Origin of the sequence: Pseudomonas sp. Sample_10, assembly GCF_004321495.1 — a bacterium.
Taxonomy (GTDB): Bacteria; Pseudomonadota; Gammaproteobacteria; order Pseudomonadales; family Pseudomonadaceae; genus Aquipseudomonas.
This window is the reverse complement of record NZ_RCOE01000065.1, coordinates 22,367-40,892: the sequence shown is the minus strand read 5'-3', so window position 1 is coordinate 40,892 and position 18,526 is coordinate 22,367. Positions and strand designations below refer to the sequence as shown.

Annotated in this window: 21 protein-coding genes; 2 read left to right on the top strand and 19 right to left on the bottom strand. The window is 58.8% G+C overall.

Features of this window, described 5'->3' with window-relative positions; genetic code table 11:
• From D8U18_RS06885 to flhA, 6 genes are all read right to left on the bottom strand, one after another.
• The coding region (locus D8U18_RS06885) for a protein phosphatase CheZ (protein WP_177434999.1) at positions 1–319 on the bottom strand (319 nt) is incomplete at its 3' end.
• Positions 320–338: 19 nt separating this feature from the next.
• On the bottom strand, positions 339–710 hold the full coding sequence (locus D8U18_RS06880; RefSeq protein ID WP_003183998.1) for a chemotaxis response regulator CheY: 372 nt from the start codon (positions 708–710) through the stop codon (positions 339–341).
• Positions 711–876: 166 nt separating this feature from the next.
• Complete coding sequence (fliA, locus tag D8U18_RS06875; protein ID WP_007894214.1) at positions 877–1,617, bottom strand: RNA polymerase sigma factor FliA; 741 nt, start codon at positions 1,615–1,617, stop codon at positions 877–879.
• Entirely contained in the window at positions 1,614–2,444 is an 831-nt protein-coding gene (gene fleN / locus D8U18_RS06870) for a flagellar synthesis regulator FleN (protein WP_008001746.1), read from the bottom strand. Before fleN ends, fliA begins: the two co-directional genes overlap by 4 nt.
• 116 nt (positions 2,445–2,560) lie before the next feature.
• Positions 2,561–3,886 (bottom strand): flagellar biosynthesis protein FlhF, encoded by a 1,326-nt coding sequence (gene flhF, locus D8U18_RS06865; protein ID WP_130903480.1) that lies wholly within the window; start codon positions 3,884–3,886, stop codon positions 2,561–2,563.
• 11 nt (positions 3,887–3,897) lie between these two features.
• Positions 3,898–6,027: a flagellar biosynthesis protein FlhA gene (flhA, locus tag D8U18_RS06860; protein WP_056853009.1), complete on the bottom strand. Its 2,130-nt coding sequence runs from the start codon at positions 6,025–6,027 to the stop codon at positions 3,898–3,900.
• A gap of 306 nt (positions 6,028–6,333) precedes the next feature.
• On the opposite strand from flhA, the gene D8U18_RS28995 reads away from it, so the two are divergent.
• Together D8U18_RS28995 and D8U18_RS06850 are read left to right on the top strand one after the other, a co-directional pair.
• Positions 6,334–7,404 carry an RHS repeat-associated core domain-containing protein gene (locus D8U18_RS28995; protein WP_241664304.1) on the top strand — a complete coding sequence of 357 codons (1,071 nt, stop codon included), beginning with the start codon at positions 6,334–6,336 and terminating at the stop codon, positions 7,402–7,404.
• A gap of 493 nt (positions 7,405–7,897) precedes the next feature.
• The gene (locus D8U18_RS06850) at positions 7,898–8,245 is read left to right on the top strand and encodes a DUF6124 family protein (RefSeq protein WP_131107325.1); all 348 of its coding nucleotides are present in this window, start codon (positions 7,898–7,900) and stop codon (positions 8,243–8,245) included.
• 122 nt (positions 8,246–8,367) lie between these two features.
• On the opposite strand, the gene flhB is transcribed toward D8U18_RS06850, so the two are convergent.
• The 13 genes from flhB to fliJ form a co-directional block, all read right to left on the bottom strand.
• Positions 8,368–9,507, bottom strand: a complete 1,140-nt coding sequence (flhB, locus tag D8U18_RS06845) for a flagellar biosynthesis protein FlhB (protein WP_131107324.1) — start codon at positions 9,505–9,507, stop codon at positions 8,368–8,370.
• A gap of 3 nt (positions 9,508–9,510) precedes the next feature.
• Positions 9,511–10,296, bottom strand: a complete 786-nt coding sequence (gene fliR / locus D8U18_RS06840) for a flagellar biosynthetic protein FliR (protein WP_056853011.1) — start codon at positions 10,294–10,296, stop codon at positions 9,511–9,513.
• 3 nt (positions 10,297–10,299) lie between these two features.
• A complete protein-coding gene (gene fliQ / locus D8U18_RS06835; protein WP_020796969.1) occupies positions 10,300–10,569 on the bottom strand; it encodes a flagellar biosynthesis protein FliQ in 270 nt (89 codons plus the stop codon).
• Positions 10,566–11,324: a flagellar type III secretion system pore protein FliP gene (fliP, locus tag D8U18_RS06830; RefSeq protein ID WP_056853012.1), complete on the bottom strand. Its 759-nt coding sequence runs from the start codon at positions 11,322–11,324 to the stop codon at positions 10,566–10,568. Before fliP ends, fliQ begins: the two co-directional genes overlap by 4 nt.
• Entirely contained in the window at positions 11,324–11,770 is a 447-nt protein-coding gene (fliO, locus tag D8U18_RS06825) for a flagellar biosynthetic protein FliO (RefSeq protein ID WP_056853013.1), read from the bottom strand. The genes fliP and fliO overlap by 1 nt, the downstream gene beginning before the upstream one ends.
• Positions 11,771–12,229: a flagellar motor switch protein FliN gene (gene fliN, locus D8U18_RS06820; RefSeq protein ID WP_056853168.1), complete on the bottom strand. Its 459-nt coding sequence runs from the start codon at positions 12,227–12,229 to the stop codon at positions 11,771–11,773.
• A gap of 66 nt (positions 12,230–12,295) precedes the next feature.
• On the bottom strand, positions 12,296–13,264 hold the full coding sequence (fliM, locus tag D8U18_RS06815; protein ID WP_131107323.1) for a flagellar motor switch protein FliM: 969 nt from the start codon (positions 13,262–13,264) through the stop codon (positions 12,296–12,298).
• Positions 13,265–13,273: 9 nt separating this feature from the next.
• The gene (gene fliL, locus D8U18_RS06810) at positions 13,274–13,774 is read right to left on the bottom strand and encodes a flagellar basal body-associated protein FliL (protein WP_056853015.1); all 501 of its coding nucleotides are present in this window, start codon (positions 13,772–13,774) and stop codon (positions 13,274–13,276) included.
• Positions 13,775–14,008: 234 nt separating this feature from the next.
• Positions 14,009–15,376 carry a flagellar hook-length control protein FliK gene (locus D8U18_RS06800; RefSeq protein WP_131107322.1) on the bottom strand — a complete coding sequence of 456 codons (1,368 nt, stop codon included), beginning with the start codon at positions 15,374–15,376 and terminating at the stop codon, positions 14,009–14,011.
• A 101-nt stretch (positions 15,377–15,477) separates the two neighbouring features.
• A complete protein-coding gene (locus D8U18_RS06795) occupies positions 15,478–15,828 on the bottom strand; it encodes an Hpt domain-containing protein (protein WP_056853017.1) in 351 nt (116 codons plus the stop codon).
• A 30-nt stretch (positions 15,829–15,858) separates the two neighbouring features.
• Positions 15,859–17,565 carry a fused response regulator/phosphatase gene (locus tag D8U18_RS06790; RefSeq protein WP_131107321.1) on the bottom strand — a complete coding sequence of 569 codons (1,707 nt, stop codon included), beginning with the start codon at positions 17,563–17,565 and terminating at the stop codon, positions 15,859–15,861.
• A gap of 5 nt (positions 17,566–17,570) precedes the next feature.
• The gene (locus D8U18_RS06785) at positions 17,571–17,870 is read right to left on the bottom strand and encodes an STAS domain-containing protein (RefSeq protein ID WP_056853018.1); all 300 of its coding nucleotides are present in this window, start codon (positions 17,868–17,870) and stop codon (positions 17,571–17,573) included.
• Positions 17,871–18,076: 206 nt separating this feature from the next.
• Entirely contained in the window at positions 18,077–18,526 is a 450-nt protein-coding gene (gene fliJ, locus D8U18_RS06780; protein ID WP_056853019.1) for a flagellar export protein FliJ, read from the bottom strand.

Sequence of the window (18,526 nt, the reverse complement as noted above, 5' to 3'; positions counted from 1 at the left end):
CCAGGTCCATGGTGCGGTTGGCTGCGGCCTCGGTCAGCTTGACCACATAACCCAGACGCTCGGTGGCGTCGGTGATCTGTGACACCTCTTCGGCTTGCGGCATGTGCGGGTCAATCTGAAAATTGACGATCGCGCTATGCAGCTCGCGCGTGAGCTTGCCCACTTCCTGATACAGGCCGCGGTCACGGGTCTGGTTGAGCTCATGGATCAATTGCACAGCATCGCCAAACCTGCCCTTTTCAAGGCTCGCGACCAGTTCGACGGCGTGTTTTTTCAGGGTCGATTCAAAATCGCCCTGCGAAGATTCGTTATGCCCCATAGCTCCCCCGTGGCGCAGTTCAACCGATGCGTTCGAAAATCTTCTCGATTTTTTCTTTCAACGCCTGGGCCGTGAAGGGTTTGACCACATAGCCGTTTACACCGGCCTGGGCCGCTTCGATGATCTGCTCGCGCTTGGCTTCAGCGGTCACCATCAACACCGGCAGGTGCTTGAGCTTTTCATCGGCACGCACGTGGCGCAGCAGATCGATACCGGTCATGCCAGGCATGTTCCAGTCGGTCACCAGAAAGTCGATGCTCCCGCTGTTGAGGACCGGAATGGCGGTAGTGCCATCGTCGGCCTCGACCGTGTTGGTGAACCCAAGGTCACGCAACAGGTTTTTTATGATCCGCCGCATCGTTGAGAAGTCATCAACGATGAGGATTTTCATGTTCTTGTCCAATTCGACCTCCAAGCAGACTAAAACGCGCCCAGCACCTGGACGCGCCATTTCAATCAATCTGGCAAAGCACTCGATGACTGTCTGGAGTACAACGAAGCGAGACCGGCGCGGTTCATCACCCCACCAGCCACGTCGCAGTGCCCCCACACTGCCTTCAGCGCGCTCGCCACTCTCCCAAACGCCCCCGCAAACGGGCCGCGCACTGGCTATGTAACTGGCTGACCCGAGATTCGCTGACCCCCAGGACCTCACCGATTTCCTTGAGATTCAACTCTTCGTCGTAGTACAGCGCCAACACCAGTCGCTCGCGCTCCGGCAAATTGGCAATCGCGTCCGCCAGCGCTGCCTGGAAGCGTTCATCCTCCAGATCGCGTGACGGCTCGAGATGAGCACTCGCGCCATCCTCGTGCAGCCCTTCGTGTTCGCCGTCCTGCAACAGATCGTCGAAACTGAATAACCGGCTGCCCAGGGTGTCGTTCAAAATCCCGTAATAATCGTCGAGACTCAATTGGAGTTCGGCCGCAACTTCGTGATCTTTAGCGTCACGGCCGGTTTTAGCTTCAATCGAGCGAATCGCGTCGCTGACCATGCGGGTATTGCGGTGAACCGAACGTGGCGCCCAGTCCCCCTTGCGCACTTCATCGAGCATCGCGCCGCGGATTCGAATGCCCGCGTACGTCTCGAAACTCGCGCCTTTGCTGGCGTCGTATTTGGTCGAGACTTCCAGCAGGCCGATCATCCCGGCCTGGATCAAGTCTTCGACCTGGACACTGGCCGGCAGACGCGCCAGCAAGTGATAGGCAATGCGTTTGACCAGCGGCGCGTAACGCTCGATCAGCTCGTACTGCGCATCGCGTGCCGATTTCTTGTAGAGGTTGTAGCCGCTGGCTGTCATAGCACGGGTCCTGCCGTTTGTTGCACGAGGCGTTCGACGAAGAACTCCAGATGCCCACGCGGGTTGGCGGGCAACGGCCAGGTGTCGACCTTCTGCGCGATTGCCTTGAACGCCAGCGAGCACTTGGAGCGCGGGAATGCTTCGTAGACGGCACGCTGTTTTTGCACGGCCTTGCGCACGCTTTCGTCATAAGGCACGGCGCCGACGTATTGCAGGGCGACGTCGAGGAAACGATCCGTGACCTTGGTCAACTTGGCGAACAGATTGCGCCCTTCCTGCGGGCTCTGGGCCATGTTGGCCAGCACGCGGAAACGGTTCATGCCGTAGTCACGGTTGAGCAGTTTGATCAGGGCGTAGGCGTCGGTAATGGAGGTCGGCTCGTCGCAGACCACCAGCAACACTTCCTGGGCGGCACGGACAAAACTGACTACCGAGTCACCAATCCCCGCAGCGGTGTCGATCACCAGTACGTCGAGGTTGTCGCCGATATCGCTGAAGGCCTGGATCAGGCCGGCGTGCTGCGCCGGGCTCAAGTGAACCATGCTCTGGGTGCCGGACGCGGCGGGAACGATGCGGATGCCGCCGGGGCCCTGCAACAGGACGTCGCGCAGCTCGCAGCGACCTTCGATCACGTCGGCCAGGGTCCGTTTGGGTGTCAGCCCCAGCAGAACGTCGACGTTCGCCAGCCCCAGGTCGGCGTCCAGCAACATGACGCGCCGGCCAAGTTCAGCCAAAGCCAGGGACAAGTTCACTGACACGTTAGTTTTCCCGACGCCACCTTTGCCGCCGGTCACCGCGATCACCTGTACGGGATGCATGCTGCCCATGTTATTTCTTTACCTTGTCTTGCATAGACGGAGGCCACATTACTGGCTGCGCGTTCACAATCGGAACAATGCATGGCAGACCATCGATGTAGGTACAAAAACTATTCATTGTTACCTCAGCCTACCTGCTTGGTGGGGCTGTGGTAGATATCAGCGAACATGTCAGCCATGGCTTCTTCGCTGGGTTCTTCCTGCATTTGCACGCTCACGGCACGGCTGACCAGTTGATGACGGCGCGGCAGATGCAAATCATCCGGAATCCGCGGGCCATCAGTCAGGTAGGCTACCGGCAACTCATGGCTGATGGCCAGGCTCAACACCTCGCCCAGACTGGCCGTTTCATCCAGTTTAGTCAGGATGCAGCCAGCGAGCCCGCAACGCTTGTAACTGTGATAAGCGGCGGTTAGAACCTGTTTCTGGCTGGTGGTTGCCAGAACCAGATAATTTTTCGATTTGATGCCACGACCGGCCAGGCTTTCCAGCTGCATGCGCAATGCCGGATCGCTGGCTTGAAGGCCGGCGGTATCGATCAGCACCACGCGCTTGCGCAGCAAAGGTTCCAGCGCCTGCACCAGCGATTGCCCCGGATCGACGTGGGTCACCGACACATTGAGAATCCGGCCGAGGGTCTTGAGCTGTTCCTGGGCACCGATACGGTAGCTGTCCATGCTCACCAGCGCGATGTTCTGCGCGCCGTACTTGAGCACATAACGGGCAGCCAGCTTGGCCAGGGTGGTGGTCTTGCCCATGCCGGCAGGGCCGACCATGGCAATCACACCGCCCTCTTCCAGCGGCTCGATTTCCGGCGTGGCAATCATCCGCGCCAGATGCGCCAGCAACATGCGCCAGGCTTGGCGGGGTTCTTGAATATCGGTGATCAGTGCCAGCAAGTCGCGGGACAACGGCCCGGACAAACCGATACGTTGCAGACGGCGCCAGAGGTTGGCCTGGCCCGGGCTGCTGCCTTGCAGCTGATTCCATGCCAGGGAGCCCAGCTGTACTTCCATCAGTTCGCGCAGGCTGTTGAGCTCAAAACGCATCGAGTCAAATACCCGGGAATCCACCGCGGGCGCCGCAGCAGGCGCTGGCGCAGGGCGACGAGGCTCGGCGTAGGTCGGCTCGATCAGTGGCTCGGCGGCGGTGAGGGGCAACCCGGCGAACAACTGGCGATTGGTGGCATTGTCGCTTTCGCCGTCGCTGCGCAGGCTCAGCTCGGCCTGGGCGGTGACGATGCGCGACTGCGTCTTGCGCAGCTCGTCTTCGAGTTCCATGTTTGGCACGCGTGGCGCCAGCGCCGACAGTTTGTAATCCAGGGCAGCCGTGAGCTCGACACCACCGGCGATGCGGCGGTTGCCGATGATGGCCGCTTCAGCGCCCAGCTCATCACGAACCAGTTTCATGGCCTGACGCATATCGGCGGCGAAAAAACGCTTAACTTGCATAAACCACTACCTCAGCCGTTGGGCCCTACTGTCGCAACGATGGTCACTTGCTTGTTGTCAGGGATTTCCTGATAAGCCAACACGTGCAAACCCGGGACTGCCAGCCGGCCAAATCGCGAGAGCATCGCGCGAACCGGACCGGCCACCAGCAGAATCACCGGTTGACCTTGCATCTCCTGGCGCTGCGCCGCATCGATCAGCGAGCGTTGCAGCTTTTCAGCCATGCTTGGCTCCAGCAGAACGCCCTCTTCCGAGCCTTGTCCTGCCTTCTGCAGACTATTGAGCAATATTTGTTCCAACCTTGGCTCCAGCGTGATCACTGGCAGCTCGGAGTCAGTGCCTACAATGCTTTGCACGATTGCGCGGCTAACGCCGACACGCACCGCAGCCACCAGGGCGGCGGTATCTTGACTCTTGGAAGCATTGTTGGCGATGGCTTCGGCAATGCTTCGAATGTCACGCACCGGCACCTGCTCTGCCAGCAGCGCTTGCAGAACCTTGAGCAGTTGCGACAGCGACAACACACCCGGCACCAATTCTTCGGCCAGTTTCGGCGAGTTTTTCGCCAGCAACTGCATCAGTTGCTGCACTTCCTCGTGCCCGATCAGCTCGCTGGAATGCTTGTACAGAATCTGGTTCAAGTGAGTGGCCACTACTGTACTGGCATCGACCACTGTATAGCCAAGGGATTGTGCCTGGGCACGCTGACTGATTTCGATCCAGACCGCTTCCAGACCGAAAGCCGGATCTTTGGCGGTAATGCCGTTGAGCGTGCCGTATACCTGCCCCGGGTTGATCGCCAGTTCGCGATCCGGGTAAATCTCGGCCTCGGCCAGGATCACCCCCATCAAGGTCAGGCGGTAGGCGCTCGGTGCCAGGTCGAGGTTGTCGCGGATGTGCACGGTCGGCATCAGGAAGCCCAGGTCCTGTGACAGCTTCTTGCGGACACCCTTGATCCGCGCCAACAATTGACCACCCTGATTGCGATCCACCAATGGAATCAGGCGGTAGCCGACTTCCAGGCCGATCATGTCGATCGGCGTCACGTCATCCCAGCCGAGCTCCTTGGTTTCCTGCGCGCGCGCTGGCGATGGCAGCAACTCTTGTTGACGCTTGACCTCTTGCAACGCCTGGACCTTGACCTGGTTCTGCTTGCGCCAGAACAGGTAGGCACCACCCGCCGCCAGGGCAGCCATGGTCAGGAAGGAAAAGTGCGGCATGCCGGGCACCAGCCCCATCACCGCCATCAAGCCTGCCGACACGGCCAGCGCCTTGGGCGAAGCGAACATCTGACGATTGATCTGCTTGCCCATGTCTTCCGAACCGGAAGCACGGGTCACCATGATCGCGGCAGCGGTGGACAACAACAGTGATGGCAATTGCGCCACCAAACCGTCACCGATGGTCAGCAGTGCGTAAACCTTGCCGGCATCGGCGAAGGTCATGTTGTGCTGGAAGATACCGACCGCCATGCCACCGATCAGGTTGATGAACAGAATCAGCAAACCGGCAATGGCGTCACCACGCACGAATTTGCTGGCACCGTCCATGGAGCCATAGAACTCGGCTTCCTGTGCCACTTCCGAACGGCGGGCCTTGGCCTGGTTCTGGTCGATCAGACCGGCGTTGAGGTCGGCGTCGATGGCCATCTGTTTACCGGGCATCGCATCGAGGGTGAACCGCGCACTCACCTCGGAAATCCGCCCGGCACCCTTGGTTACCACGACGAAGTTGATGATCATCAAGATCGCGAAAACCACGATACCGACCACGTAGTTACCGCCGATCACCACCTCACCGAAGGCCTGGATCACCTTACCGGCGGCAGCGTGGCCGTCCTGACCATGGAGCATCACCACCCGCGTCGACGCCACGTTCAACGCCAGCCGCAACAGCGTCGCCACCAGCAGAATGGTCGGGAACACGGCAAAATCCAGCGGCCGCAGGGCGTAGACGCAAACCAGCAGCACGACGATGGACAAGGCAATGTTGAAGGTGAAGAACACGTCCAGCAGAAACGGCGGAATCGGCAACATCATCATTGCCAACATGACCAGCAGCAACAGCGGCACGCCCAGATTGCCTCGACTGAGGTCTGCCATGTTCGTGCGGGCACTGTTGATTAACTGAGAGCGATCCACCGGTATTCCCCGTTCCTTTGAAGCAAACTTTTGACGCCTGAAGCAGGCTCGGGGCGGCTATTGCAAGAAGCCTTCCAACTTTAGCGGGGGTTGAAATACAGGGCTTTATCGGGGGGAATTTGTATCGCATGAACGGGCCCTTTCGCGGGCAAGCCTTGCTCCTACGGGTGAATCGATATTTTGTGAGAGCGAGGCTTGCCCGCGAAGAGGCCGGAACTGCCCACCTATCAGTTCTGCTAGTACCCAACTCCTGGCAAAGCCGCCAATACTGAGCGCCTGATCTTCGGACCTTCGGAGCACCCGCTCATGACATCGCCCCGTGAAACCGTACTTTGCCGATACCACTACGATCCCCTTGATCGCCTGATCAGTCACGCCCTGCCAGACATCCCCGAGCGAGAGCGCTTTTACTGCAAGAGCAGGCTGGCCACCGAGATACAGGGCGCGATGCGGTTTTCGATTGTCCAGCAGGGTGACCAGTTGCTGGCGCAACAGCGAAGTGAAGGTGATGCGCCTGTTACCACGCTGTTGGCCACTGATCAGCAGCGTTCGGTGTTGCAGACGCTCAAGGCCAATCATCCACCGCAGCCCATCACCTATTCGCCCTATGGTCACCGCACCGTTGAAAGCGGGTTGCTCAGCCTGCTTGGTTTTAACGGCGAACGGCCAGACCCGGTGACGGGGTGTTATTTGCTAGGGAACGGGTATCGGGCGTTTAATCCGGTTTTGATGCGGTTTAATAGTCCGGACAGTTTGAGCCCGTTCGGAAAAGGCGGGATGAATCCATATGCATATTGCTTAGGGGACCCGATAAATCTGTACGATCCAAATGGGCACTTCCCCGCTATCGTCAACCTAGGATACTTTATAAAAAACAGTCTCAAGCGCGTAGGAACACTAGCACCTACTAAACAATCATTGAAGACAGACGTTTTTTGGAAACGTGTGATTCTTCAAAACGAAAGACATACAGTTCGGCAAACCAATGAAATGGCTAACCATAGGCTTAGAAATGCTTTTTTCATAGACGATTACGCACGAATTCTTACAGAAAGCCGGACTTCCATGCCTTCAAACAAAATAGTAAATAGCGGAATCATCGAATCAAACAGAAAGATCGAAAGCGAAAGACTCTTACCTTTGTACGAAAAAATCGCAAACGTCCCTGGCGTTCCCCTAGGAGGCTACAGCCCTGAGAAATTGGAAGACCTATTGAAACAGGCTTCACTTCCCGAAAACATTCGGATGGAGGATGTTAAAGTTCTTGACCGAAGGATCACCGAGATCAGAAACCCTGACGACCTTATAAATAAGCTAAAAATCGTAGATCTCACTTCCCAAATCAGATATCTACAAACAATGCGCGATCTCATGTAGGACAACAATCCAAATCTAAGAATCCGAAAGAAAAAAGAAAGAAAAAAGGGGACTGATTTATTTTTTGACAAAATAGATCAGTCCCCTTTTCAAGTCCCCTTTTCAATTCTTTTCAATTCTTTTCAATTTGTCCCCTTTTCACTCAATCATGTTTAATCGACACCGCTAGTCACAGATCCAGCCTACACATTCTTGCGCCGTAGCCTACGACTACGCCAGAATCCGCCGGCTTGTGCGCCTGAGGGCCGGGCTCTATCGTTTCCGGGTCGCTGAAAACAGCGATCGGGTTTGGTAGCCCGGTTACCTGTCGCATAACGCAACGTAATGCAGATACTCTTCATCGTCTGTTATATGGCGGTCATGCGTAGGGCGTCCTCGGGCGCGCCGGGCTCTTGCTCCAGGTAACCGGTCTACCAACCTGCGTATGGCCGCCACCTTTCGTTTGGTAGCGAGGGTGATGGCTCCCCTCTTATGTCTTACCTGGAGCTTCACCATGAGCAAACCGACCACCACCCCACCGGTATCCGACGACCCAATCGATCCACAAAAACTCCACGAAGCTGCCGACCGCGCTCTCGATGACTACATCAACCTCTCCTTCCGCATCAACGCAACCGGGCGAAAACCCAGCACGATGTTTGTCATCGCCCCCGATATCGACACCGAGAGTCTGCTGGCGCACGCCAGTGAGTCTCTGGCCTCGGCCAGCGTGCTGGCCAGTGACTTTGCGGCGGGGCTGTCGGGGACGCAACGCAATACGATGCTGGCCATCCAGCAAATCATCATGCTCGGAGAACTGGCGGTGAATGGCGCGCTGGATAACATCGATCCGCAGGGGTAGCTAAAGACTTGAGCAAGGTCAATCTCTGCGGGTGACCTTGCTCGCGATGGTCTGTCAGTCGACATCGTGGTGCCTGACGTACCATCGCGAGCAGGCTCGCTCCTACAGGGTTTGTCGCTCTATCAGGAATCGCGGCGCAAATCCGGTGGAATCGGCAAATCATCCTTGAGCGGATCCGGGCGCTTGCCCTTGCCTGCGCGGTACTGGCGGATCTGATAGACGTAGGCCAGAACCTGGGCGACGGCGAGGTAGAGGCCGCCAGGAATTTCCTGCTCCAGTTCGGTGGAGTAATAAATCGATCGCGCCAGCGCCGGCGATTCCAGCAACAGAATCTCGTTGGCCGCCGCGATCTCTCTAATTTTCAGGGCCAGGAAGTCGCTGCCCTTGGCGATCAGCATCGGCGCGCCGCTCTTGTCCGGGTCGTACTTGAGGGCGACGGCGTAGTGGGTCGGGTTGGTGATGACCACATCGGCGTCAGGGATCGCCGCCATCATTCGCCGCTGAGACATTTCGCGCTGGAGCTGGCGAATGCGCTGTTTCACCTCGGGCCGACCTTCCTGGTCCTTGTGCTCGTCGCGCACTTCCTGCTTGGTCATTTTCAGCTTCTTGATGCTTTCCCAGAGCTGGATCGGTACGTCCACGGCGGCGATGATGATCAAGCCGCACGCCATCCACAACGTACTCCAGCCGACCACTTGCAAGCTGTGGATGATCGCCCGGTCCAACGGTTCATGAGCGATGCGCAGTAAGTCGTCGATGTCCGCCGACAACACCACCAGCGCCACGAACAGCACGATGAAAAACTTCGCCAGGGCTTTGAGCAATTCGGCAATGGCCTTGGCCGAGAACATGCGCTTGAGGCCCGCGCCAGGGTTCATGCGGCTGAACTTGGGCGCCATGGTACCCGCTGAAAACAGCCAGCCGCCCAGGGAAATCGGGCCGATCAAAGCAGCCAGCAGCAAGGTGACCATCACCGGCTGAATCGCCAGCAGCGCGATCTGCCCCGAGTGCAGCAGGTAGGTGCCCATCGAACGCTGATCCAGCACCACCTCCCGCGACAGGGAAAAGTTCAGGCGCATCAGATCCATCATTTCCTCGGCCAACGCACCACCGAATATCAGCAAAGCGCCCGCACCGGCAAGCATGATCGCCAGGGTGTTAAGTTCCTTGGAACGGGCAATCTCACCCTTCTCCCGGGCGTCCTTTTTCTTTTTCTCCGTGGGGTCTTCTGTTTTGTCCTGACCGCTTTCGCTCTCAGCCATGACTCAGCGCGCCTGTGCCAGTTCGCGTAAAAACTGCAGGGCCTCGGTGGCCAGCGGTTGATACTGATTGATGATGTCCGCCAACCCGACCCAGACGATAAACAGCCCGAGCACCAGGGTCAGCGGGAAGCCGATGGAGAAAATGTTCAGTTGCGGTGCCGCTCGGGTCATCACGCCGAAGGCAATGTTGACCACCAGCAGCGCAGTGATCGCCGGCAGCACCAGCAACAGCGCCGCACCCAGCACCCAGCCGAGCTTGCCAGCCAGCTCCCAGTAATGATTGACCGTCAGGCCGCTGCCCACCGGCAACGTGGTGAAGCTCTCGGTGAGGACTTCGAACACCACCAGATGGCCATTCATCGACAGGAAAATAAGGGTCACCAGCATGGTGAAGAACTGCCCGATGACGGCGACCGAGACACCGTTGGTGGGGTCGACCATCGAAGCGAAACCCATGCCCATTTGAATGGAGACGATTTGCCCGGCAATCACAAACGCCTGGAAAAACAACTGCAGCGAAAATCCCAGTACCGCGCCTATGAGGATCTGTTCGGCAATCAGCAGCAACCCGCTCAAGTCCAGCGCATTGACCGGCGGCATCGGCGGCAGGTTGGGGGCAATGACCACGGTGATGGCGAGGGCGAAATACAGGCGGATACGTTTGGGAACCAGAGACGTACCGAATACCGGCATGACCATCAGCAAGGCGCCGACACGAAACAACGGCAACATGAACGTCGCCACCCAGGTGCTGATCTGGGTGTCCGTCAGTTGCAGTAGCGACGACATGGCTTAGCCGATGACCTGCGGAATGCTGCCGTACAACTGCAGGATGTACTCCATGAACGTCTGCACCAGCCATGGGCCGGCGACGATCAGCGTCACCAGCATCACCAGCAGGCGCGGCAGGAAGCTCAAGGTCTGTTCGTTGATCTGGGTAGCCGCCTGGAACATTGCCACGACAAGGCCCACCAGCAGGCTCGGGATCACCAGCACCGCGACCATCAACGTGGTCAGCCACAACGCCTCACGGAAGATGTCGACCGCAACTTCGGGCGTCATGGCGAAACACCGCCGAAGCTGCTGGCCAAGGTGCCGATGATCAGCGCCCAGCCATCGACCAGAACGAACAGCATGATCTTGAACGGCAAGGAAATGATCAGCGGCGACAGCATCATCATACCCATGGCCATCAACACACTGGCCACGACGAGGTCGATGATCAGGAACGGGATGAAAATCATGAAGCCGATCTGGAACGCGGTTTTAAGCTCCGACGTCACGAAGGCCGGTACCAGAATGGTCAGCGGCGCCTGATCCGGCGAGGCAATGTCCGTGCGCTTGGACAAACGCATGAACAGCTCCAGGTCACTGGTTCGGGTCTGGGCCAACATGAAGTCCTTGATCGGCACCTGGGCCTTGGCCACCGCATCCTGAGCGCTCATCTTTTCCGCGAGATACGGCTGCAAGGCGTCCTGGTTCACCCGGTCGAACACCGGTGCCATGATGAACAGCGTCAGGAACAGCGCCATGCCAGTGAGAATCTGGTTCGACGGTGTCTGCTGCAAGCCAAGGGCCTGGCGCAGGATCGAGAAGACGATGATGATCCGGGTGAAACTGGTCATCAGCATGACGAACGCCGGGATGAAACTCAGCGCAGTCATGATCAGCAGGATTTGCAGGCTGACCGAGTACTCCTGAGCGCCTTCGGCGTTGGTGCCCAAGGTGATCGCCGGGATCGACAGCGGATCGGCGGCGAACGCCAAAGGTGCGGCCAGCATCAGGGCCAGCGTCAAGACGATGCGCAGCGCACCCATTACTTCTTATCCTTCTGATCTTTGCCCAGGATATCCAGCAGGCGCTGGGCAAATTCCGGCGTCGTTTTCTCAGTCGTGCTCGGCACCTGCACCGGTTCCTTGAGCACGTGCAATGCGGTAATGCTGCCGGGGCTCAGGCCGAGCAGAATCTGCTCGTTGCCGACCTGCACCAGCATCAGCCGGTCACGTGGGCCTAGGGCGCGGGAACCGATCAGCTCGATCACCTGGCCCTTGCCGGCAGGCCCCGCTTGCTGAACCCGACGCAACAGCCAGGCGAGGAAGAAGATCAACCCCAGCACCAGCAGCAGGCCGAACACCAGTTGCGTCAATTGCCCGGCCACACCGCTGCTCGCTACAGGCGCCGCTGCAGCGGTGGCGGTCGCAACAGGCTCTGCCGCCAGCACGCTCAACGGCAACGCCAGAAGAACCCCGAGAAGCCTTTTCACTCAGCGCAGCTTCTTGATGCGTTCGCTTGGGCTGATCACGTCGGTCAGGCGGATGCCGAACTTCTCGTTGACCACGACCACTTCGCCATGAGCGATCAGCGTGCCGTTGACCAGTACGTCCAGCGGCTCACCGGCCAGGCGATCGAGCTCGATCACCGAACCCTGGTTGAGTTGCAGCAGGTTGCGAATGTTGATGTCGGTGCTGCCCACTTCCATGGAAATCGACACCGGGATATCAAGGATCACGTCCAGGTTCGGCCCTTCCAGGCTCACCGGATCGTTGTTTCTCGGCACACTGCCGAACTCTTCCATGGGCAGGCGATTGTTGGAGGATCCGGATGCATCGGCCGCCAGCAGCGCGTCGATATCCGCCTGCCCGGCATCACCGGTTTCTTCCAGGGCCGCAGCCCATTCATCAGCCAGTGCCTGGTCGTCCTGGGTATTCATATCATCAGCCATCATTTGTCCTCGGCGGGCCACCTTTGAGGGGAAGCCGTCAGTTAAAAGCGAATGTGTCAGCGTCGATCAACGACGCTCGATCGGCTCGATCACTTGCAACGCAAGGTTGCCTTTGTGCGAGCCCATCTTGACCTTGAAGGCCGGCACGCCGTTGGCGCGCATGATCATGTCTTCCGGCATCTCGACCGGAATAATGTCCCCGGGCTGCATGTGCAGGATGTCGCGAAGGCGCAGCTGACGGCGGGCCACGGTGGCACCGATCGGTACGTCGACGTCCAGCACGTCCTGGCGCAAGGCGTTGATCCAGCGCTCGTCCTGATCGTCGAGGTCCGACTGGAAGCCGGCGTCGAGCATTTCGCGCACCGGCTCGATCATCGAATACGGCATGGTCACGTGCAGGTCGCCGCCACCGCCATCGAGTTCGATGTGGAAGGTCGACACGACAATCGCTTCGCTCGGGCCGACGATGTTGGCCATGGCCGGGTTCACTTCCGAGTTGATGTACTCGAAGTTGACTTCCATGATCGCCTGCCAGGCTTCCTTCAAATCGATGAAGGCCTGCTCCAGCACCATGCGCACCACGCGCAGTTCGGTCGGGGTGAATTCACGCCCTTCGATCTTGGCGTGACGACCGTCGCCGCCAAAGAAGTTGTCCACCAGCTTGAACACCAGTTTGGCGTCGAGGATGAACAGCGCGGTGCCGCGCAACGGCTTGATCTTGACCAGGTTGAGACTGGTCGGCACGTACAGCGAGTGCACGTATTCGCCGAACTTCATCACCTGCACGCCACCGACCGCCACGTCTGCCGAACGGCGCAGCATGTTGAACATGCTGATGCGCGTGTAGCGGGCGAATCGTTCGTTGATCATTTCCAGGGTCGGCATGCGTCCACGGACGATGCGATCCTGGCTGGTCAGGTCGTAGCTTTTGACGGTGCCGGGTTCGGCGGCGTTATCGGTCTGTACCAGACCATCGTCCACGCCATGCAACAGCGCGTCGATCTCATCCTGGGACAGCAGGTCCTGCACGGCCATGTCGTGTTCCTACTGCAGTACGAAATTAGTGAAAAGCAACTGTTCGACAACCACTTTGCCGAGCTCTTTCTGCGCCACTTCCTGGACGCTGGCCGTGGCTTTCTGGCGCAGCATTTCCTGACCGACCGGCGACGCGAGCGTGGCGAAATCCTGCCCGGAAAACAGCATGACCAGGTTGTTGCGGATCACCGGCATGTGCACTTTGAGCGCTTCCAGATCGGCCTGGTTGCGGCCAAGCATGGTGATGCTCACCTGCATGTAGCGCTGACGGCCGTTCTGGTTGTAATTGGCGACAAACGCTGGCGCCATCGGCTCGAATATCGCCGGCTGCTTGCCCAGCGGCGCGGTTTCGACCACGGCGGCAGGCTTGCTCTGGGCGCTGTGCATGAAGTACCAGGTCGCCCCCACGGACAAACCGACCGCCAGCAGCAGGGCCAGCACGATCACAATAATCAGCTTGAGTTTGCCTTTGGTTGCGGGGTCTTTTACTGCTGCGTCGCTCTTCGCCATGCCAATAATCCGTCACTATTCGGGTTTTCACAGTCGCACGGCAAGGCAAGAGCAAGTGTTATGCCAGAAGTGTCGGGAGAGGGATGGGTGGGGATGTGCGCGTTTTGAAGAACACTGCGCCCCCTGTGGGAGCGGGCTTGCCCGCGAAGAGGCCGGAACATTCAACATTGATGCTGACGGTGCCGACGCCTTCGCGGGCAAACCCGCTCCCACAGGGTCATAGGTCTGCCGGGATCAGGCGTAATAGTCGACTGCGCTGGAGCCGATAACACTGGTCACCGGAGCAGCGACTTCAGCAACGGCTGGCGCCACGTCGTCATCCATCGAATCAAGACGACCACCAGTGGTATTGGTCCTGCCACTCTGCGCCTGCTGATTCTGCCCCTGATCCTGGAAGCCTCGGTTCTGGTCGGAGACGTTGACGTCAACCTGGCCCATGCCCTGCTGGGCAAACATGTCACGCAGGCGATGCATCTGCCCGTCGAGCGCTTCGCGAACACTCGGGTGCGCGCTCAAGAAGGTAACCTGGGTCTGCTGATCCGGAACCATGTTGACCCGAATGTCGAGACGCCCCAACTCTGCCGGTTGCAACTGAATGTCCGCTGCCTTGAGATTGGCGCTGGACAGGTACATGACCCGGTTCACCACCTCTTCTGTCCAGCCATTCTGATTCATGGCAATCGGTTGATTGACCGGCAAGGCGTTGGCGGTTTTCGGCGTGGCAGCCTGGGTCAGCGCCGCCAGACGGTTGGCGAAATCGTCGACCCGGGTATCGCTGCTGGCCGATTTCAAGTCCTTGAGACCGTCATCGATCAAGCCACTGAAGGCCTTATCGCCACCTTGGCTGGTGCTGTCCTTGTCGGCCTGCACCTCGAGCATACCGGCCATCCCGGCAGCAAAATTTTGCGCAGCGGTCTGTTCGCCATCGGCCTGGGCCTGGGCGGTAGTCGAAGCCGCTTTCGGCTGTGCCTGACTTGACGCGGAAACGTGGCCGCTTTGCTCCATCGCCATGCGCAAGGCCGGCAATGCATCAAGAGGATCAGCCTCGGGATCGAATTCGGCATCCGTGACAACAGCCGCCGACGCGGCTGTCACAGGAGCAGCAACTGGCGCGCCAAGCGCAGCCTCAACCGGCAATTGAGCGGCATCCACGACCGGCGTCGTCACCGGTGCAGGCGCGACCACGGCGGGTTGAACCACCAGCAGCAAGGCAGGATCAAGCGTCGGATCAACAGGTGCGGTTTCGGCGACCGGCGTTTGCGCGATATCGGTAGCATCGTCGCTGGCAGCCTGGCCTTCGGTCTGCGCCGGATTATCGGCGGGCAAGGTTTTGCCGCTATCGGCAACCTCCGGTTGCGCAGCGGCAGGTTTGTCGTCCACGACGTCTTTCTTGCCAGCGCTGTCCACAGCCTTTTCACGCACCGGTTTGACCGGGCTATCAGCTGTTGCGGCAGGTTTGTTCTGGGCTTGCTTGGCATACACCTGAGCGAAGCTTGCAGCCTTGTCCCCGGGCTCAGCGGTCAATGCCGTGGAATTGGCGGACGCCGCTTGAGCCTTGGCCGGCGCGACGGCCTGAAGAAGATTATTGGGGGTAACGGGCATTTAACGGTCTCCGCTGCACTGGGATCGTAGGTACAGTTGGAAGAGTTAACTGCAAGGGTCGCGCCAGTTTCGCCAGCAGACGACGAAAGGCGCCAAACGACTCAGCTCGCCGCCGGGGAACGCTGTCGTTCAAATTCATAGAGAGGACGAACGATGGCGAACTCGCCATCGATGTCGGTGATCAATTGGCCAATTTCGGCAGTCGGGAACGCACTGGCCATCCGCTCAAGCTGACCACACAACTCGGCGAGCCGCACAGCGCCCATGTTGCTGCTGCTGCCTTTGAAGCTGTGGGCAGCCTCGATCACTTGCGTGGCCGTATCTGCCTGTCGCAACAATTGCAGGCGTACTTCGCAGTCAGCGAGGAAGGTATCGACCAACGTCGAAAACCCATCCTCCATGACTTCCCGCAACGCGCTCAGCGCGTCCGGGTCAAGATGTGTGTCAGCCACTTGCTCACTCCTTGATCAAGAATGCGTGGATTATGCCAGAGCCTCCCAGAAAAACTCCACGCGGGCACTTCGACCATCGTCGGACCAACTGGCGTTACGCCCCAACTGACGGATCAGACTCACACCACGTCCCGACAGACGGACAGGATCAACCGGGCGATCCAGCACCCGCGCGACGTCAAACCCTTTGCCGCTGTCCTCGACGCGGATCACCAGACAACCACCTTCACCCTGCGGTGTGACCTGCAGATGCACCCGTACGTAGCCGTCCTGCAGCTCGTCCAGGCGTGTGTTGCGCTGTTGATAATAACGGGTGAACCCCGAAACATCGCGCTTGAGGCTTGAGTCCAGACCCAGGACACCATGCTCGAGCGCATTGGAATACAACTCGGCCAACACACTGTAGAGCGCCCCGCTCTGCGTCCGTAGACCATGGACCTCAAGCAGTAATTGCAGGAGGAACGGCAGTGGATTGAAGCGCTTGAGGGTCGCGGCGCGAAATTCGAAACCCACTGACCAGTCCAGCGGGCACGACTGACCGCTGTCGGAATACACCGGGGTCGGAGCAATCAGCGGCGAAGTCTCAAGCAAGCTGATTTCAACCATACTGACATCGTCGCGGGTCTCACCGCCAAAGTCGCGCAGCGCCTGGCCGATTTCCTCGAACAGCGCATCCGGTTCACGATTGTCCGAAAAAACCCGTTGCAGGCGCTCCACCCCGAACAACTGATCGTTGGCATCGCAGGTATCGATTACCCCGTCGGACAAGAGGAAAACCCGGTCACCCTCCGCCATCGGAAACACTTGCGTGCTGTCATCGAATGTCTGCGCGCTCAGCACGCCCAACGGCAAGTGCCGAGCCGACAACGGCGTGCGTTCACCCGTGGCGATGCTGTGCAGATAACCGTCGGGCATGCCGCCGTTCCATACTTCCACCGAACGGCTCTGAAAACTCAGACACAGCATCGTTGCGCAACAGAACATGTCCACCGGCAAGATGCGTTTGAGCTTGGCGTTCATCTCGCGCAGGGTTTCCGACAAGCCGTAACCCTTGGCCGTCATCCCGTAGAAAACTTCCGCCAGCGGCATGGCCCCTACCGCGGCGGGCAAACCATGGCCGGTGAAGTCACCGAGCAGCACATGCATGTCGCCCGCCGGTGTGTACGCAGCCAACAACAAGTCACCATTGAACAGTGCGTAAGGCGATTGCAGGTAGCGGATATTGGCAGCGTTCAAGCAACCGGAATGGGCCACCTTGTCGAACACGGCCTTGGCCACCCGCTGCTCGTTGAGCAGATAATCGTGGTGCCGGGCAATCTGGTCACGCTGTTGCAACACGGTCGCTTGCAGCCGCCGCAAGCGATCCATCGCCTTGATTTTGGCGGCGAGGATCACCTGGTTGTAGGGTTTTGCCAAAAAATCGTCGCCCCCGGCCTCCAGGCAGCGGGCGAGCGCTTCACTTTCGGAAAGCGAGGTCAGGAAGATGATCGGCACCAGGGTTTCCCCGGCCAGTGCCTTGATCTGCTGTGCTGCCTCGAAGCCGTCCATCACCGGCATCATTGCGTCCATCAACACCAGTTGCGGACGATTCTGGCGAAACGCCTCGACCGCTTCGGCACCGTTGGCTGCCGTCAGTACTTCGTGGCCCTGACGGCGGACAATACTCGATAGCAGCATGCGATCGGCCGCGCTGTCTTCGGCGATGAGGATCGTCAATGATTCGAGTGCAGCGTGCACGGCGGTCAACTGATGTCGAACAGTTTGTCGAAGTTGGAGATGGCGAGGATTTTCCTCACATCCGAACTGCTGTTGACCACGCGGATATCGGAGTTTTCACCGCCAGCGTGATCACGCAACAGCAGCAACATGCCCAGCGCAGAGCTGTCGAGATAGGTCGCTTCTTTCAGGTCGACTACAACCGCTCCAAGATCTTTGTGTTCGTAGGACTCACGAAACTCTTGATGCTTGGCGAAATCGAATCGTCCCTTGACCGATATCGTCAGCTTCTGGCCGTCGGGGGATACTTCTGTAACAACTGACATGTCATGGCTTCCTTGTCATTGGTGAACCTGCTTGTACAAGGTTTAGCATTTGGTAGAGGTTGGGGCAAGGCAAGGCGTTGTGACGGCCGTCGGATCGCTATCGCGGGCAAGCCATGCTCCTACAGGTTTCATGAAGCTCACAAGATCGCAACAATCCCGTAGGAGCATGGCTTGCCCGCGATGAACGATAACGCGGTCAGCCTGATTCAATACTGATCCTGCCGTGGCAAGCGCTGCGATAATTCATCCAGCAGTTTCTGTTCGCGCTTGTCCTCGATGGCCCGCGCTTCATCGGCATACCGCTGCACCAGTTTGCGCAAACCTTCGACACGGGCAAACGCCTGTTGCCAGGTGTCCCGTGCCTTGTTCAGGTTGTTCTGGTGCCAGGCCAGGCTTTGCCGCTGCTGATCGATGGCCGTGCCCAATTGCGCCAGAAACCCCTGATACCCGAGCAGCCATTGACCCGATACGCCACTGCTGCCGCGCACGATCCACTGTTCCTGATAGTCGAGACGAAAGGCTTCAAGGTCGGCGAGTTTACTTTCGGCCAGCCGCACTTGCCCTTGAAAGTGCCCCAAGCGCTGGACCGCGGTTTTTTCGGCCTTCTCGGCCATTTCCACCACGGGGGCCAGGCGCCCTGCCCGAGTCTGGGCCAT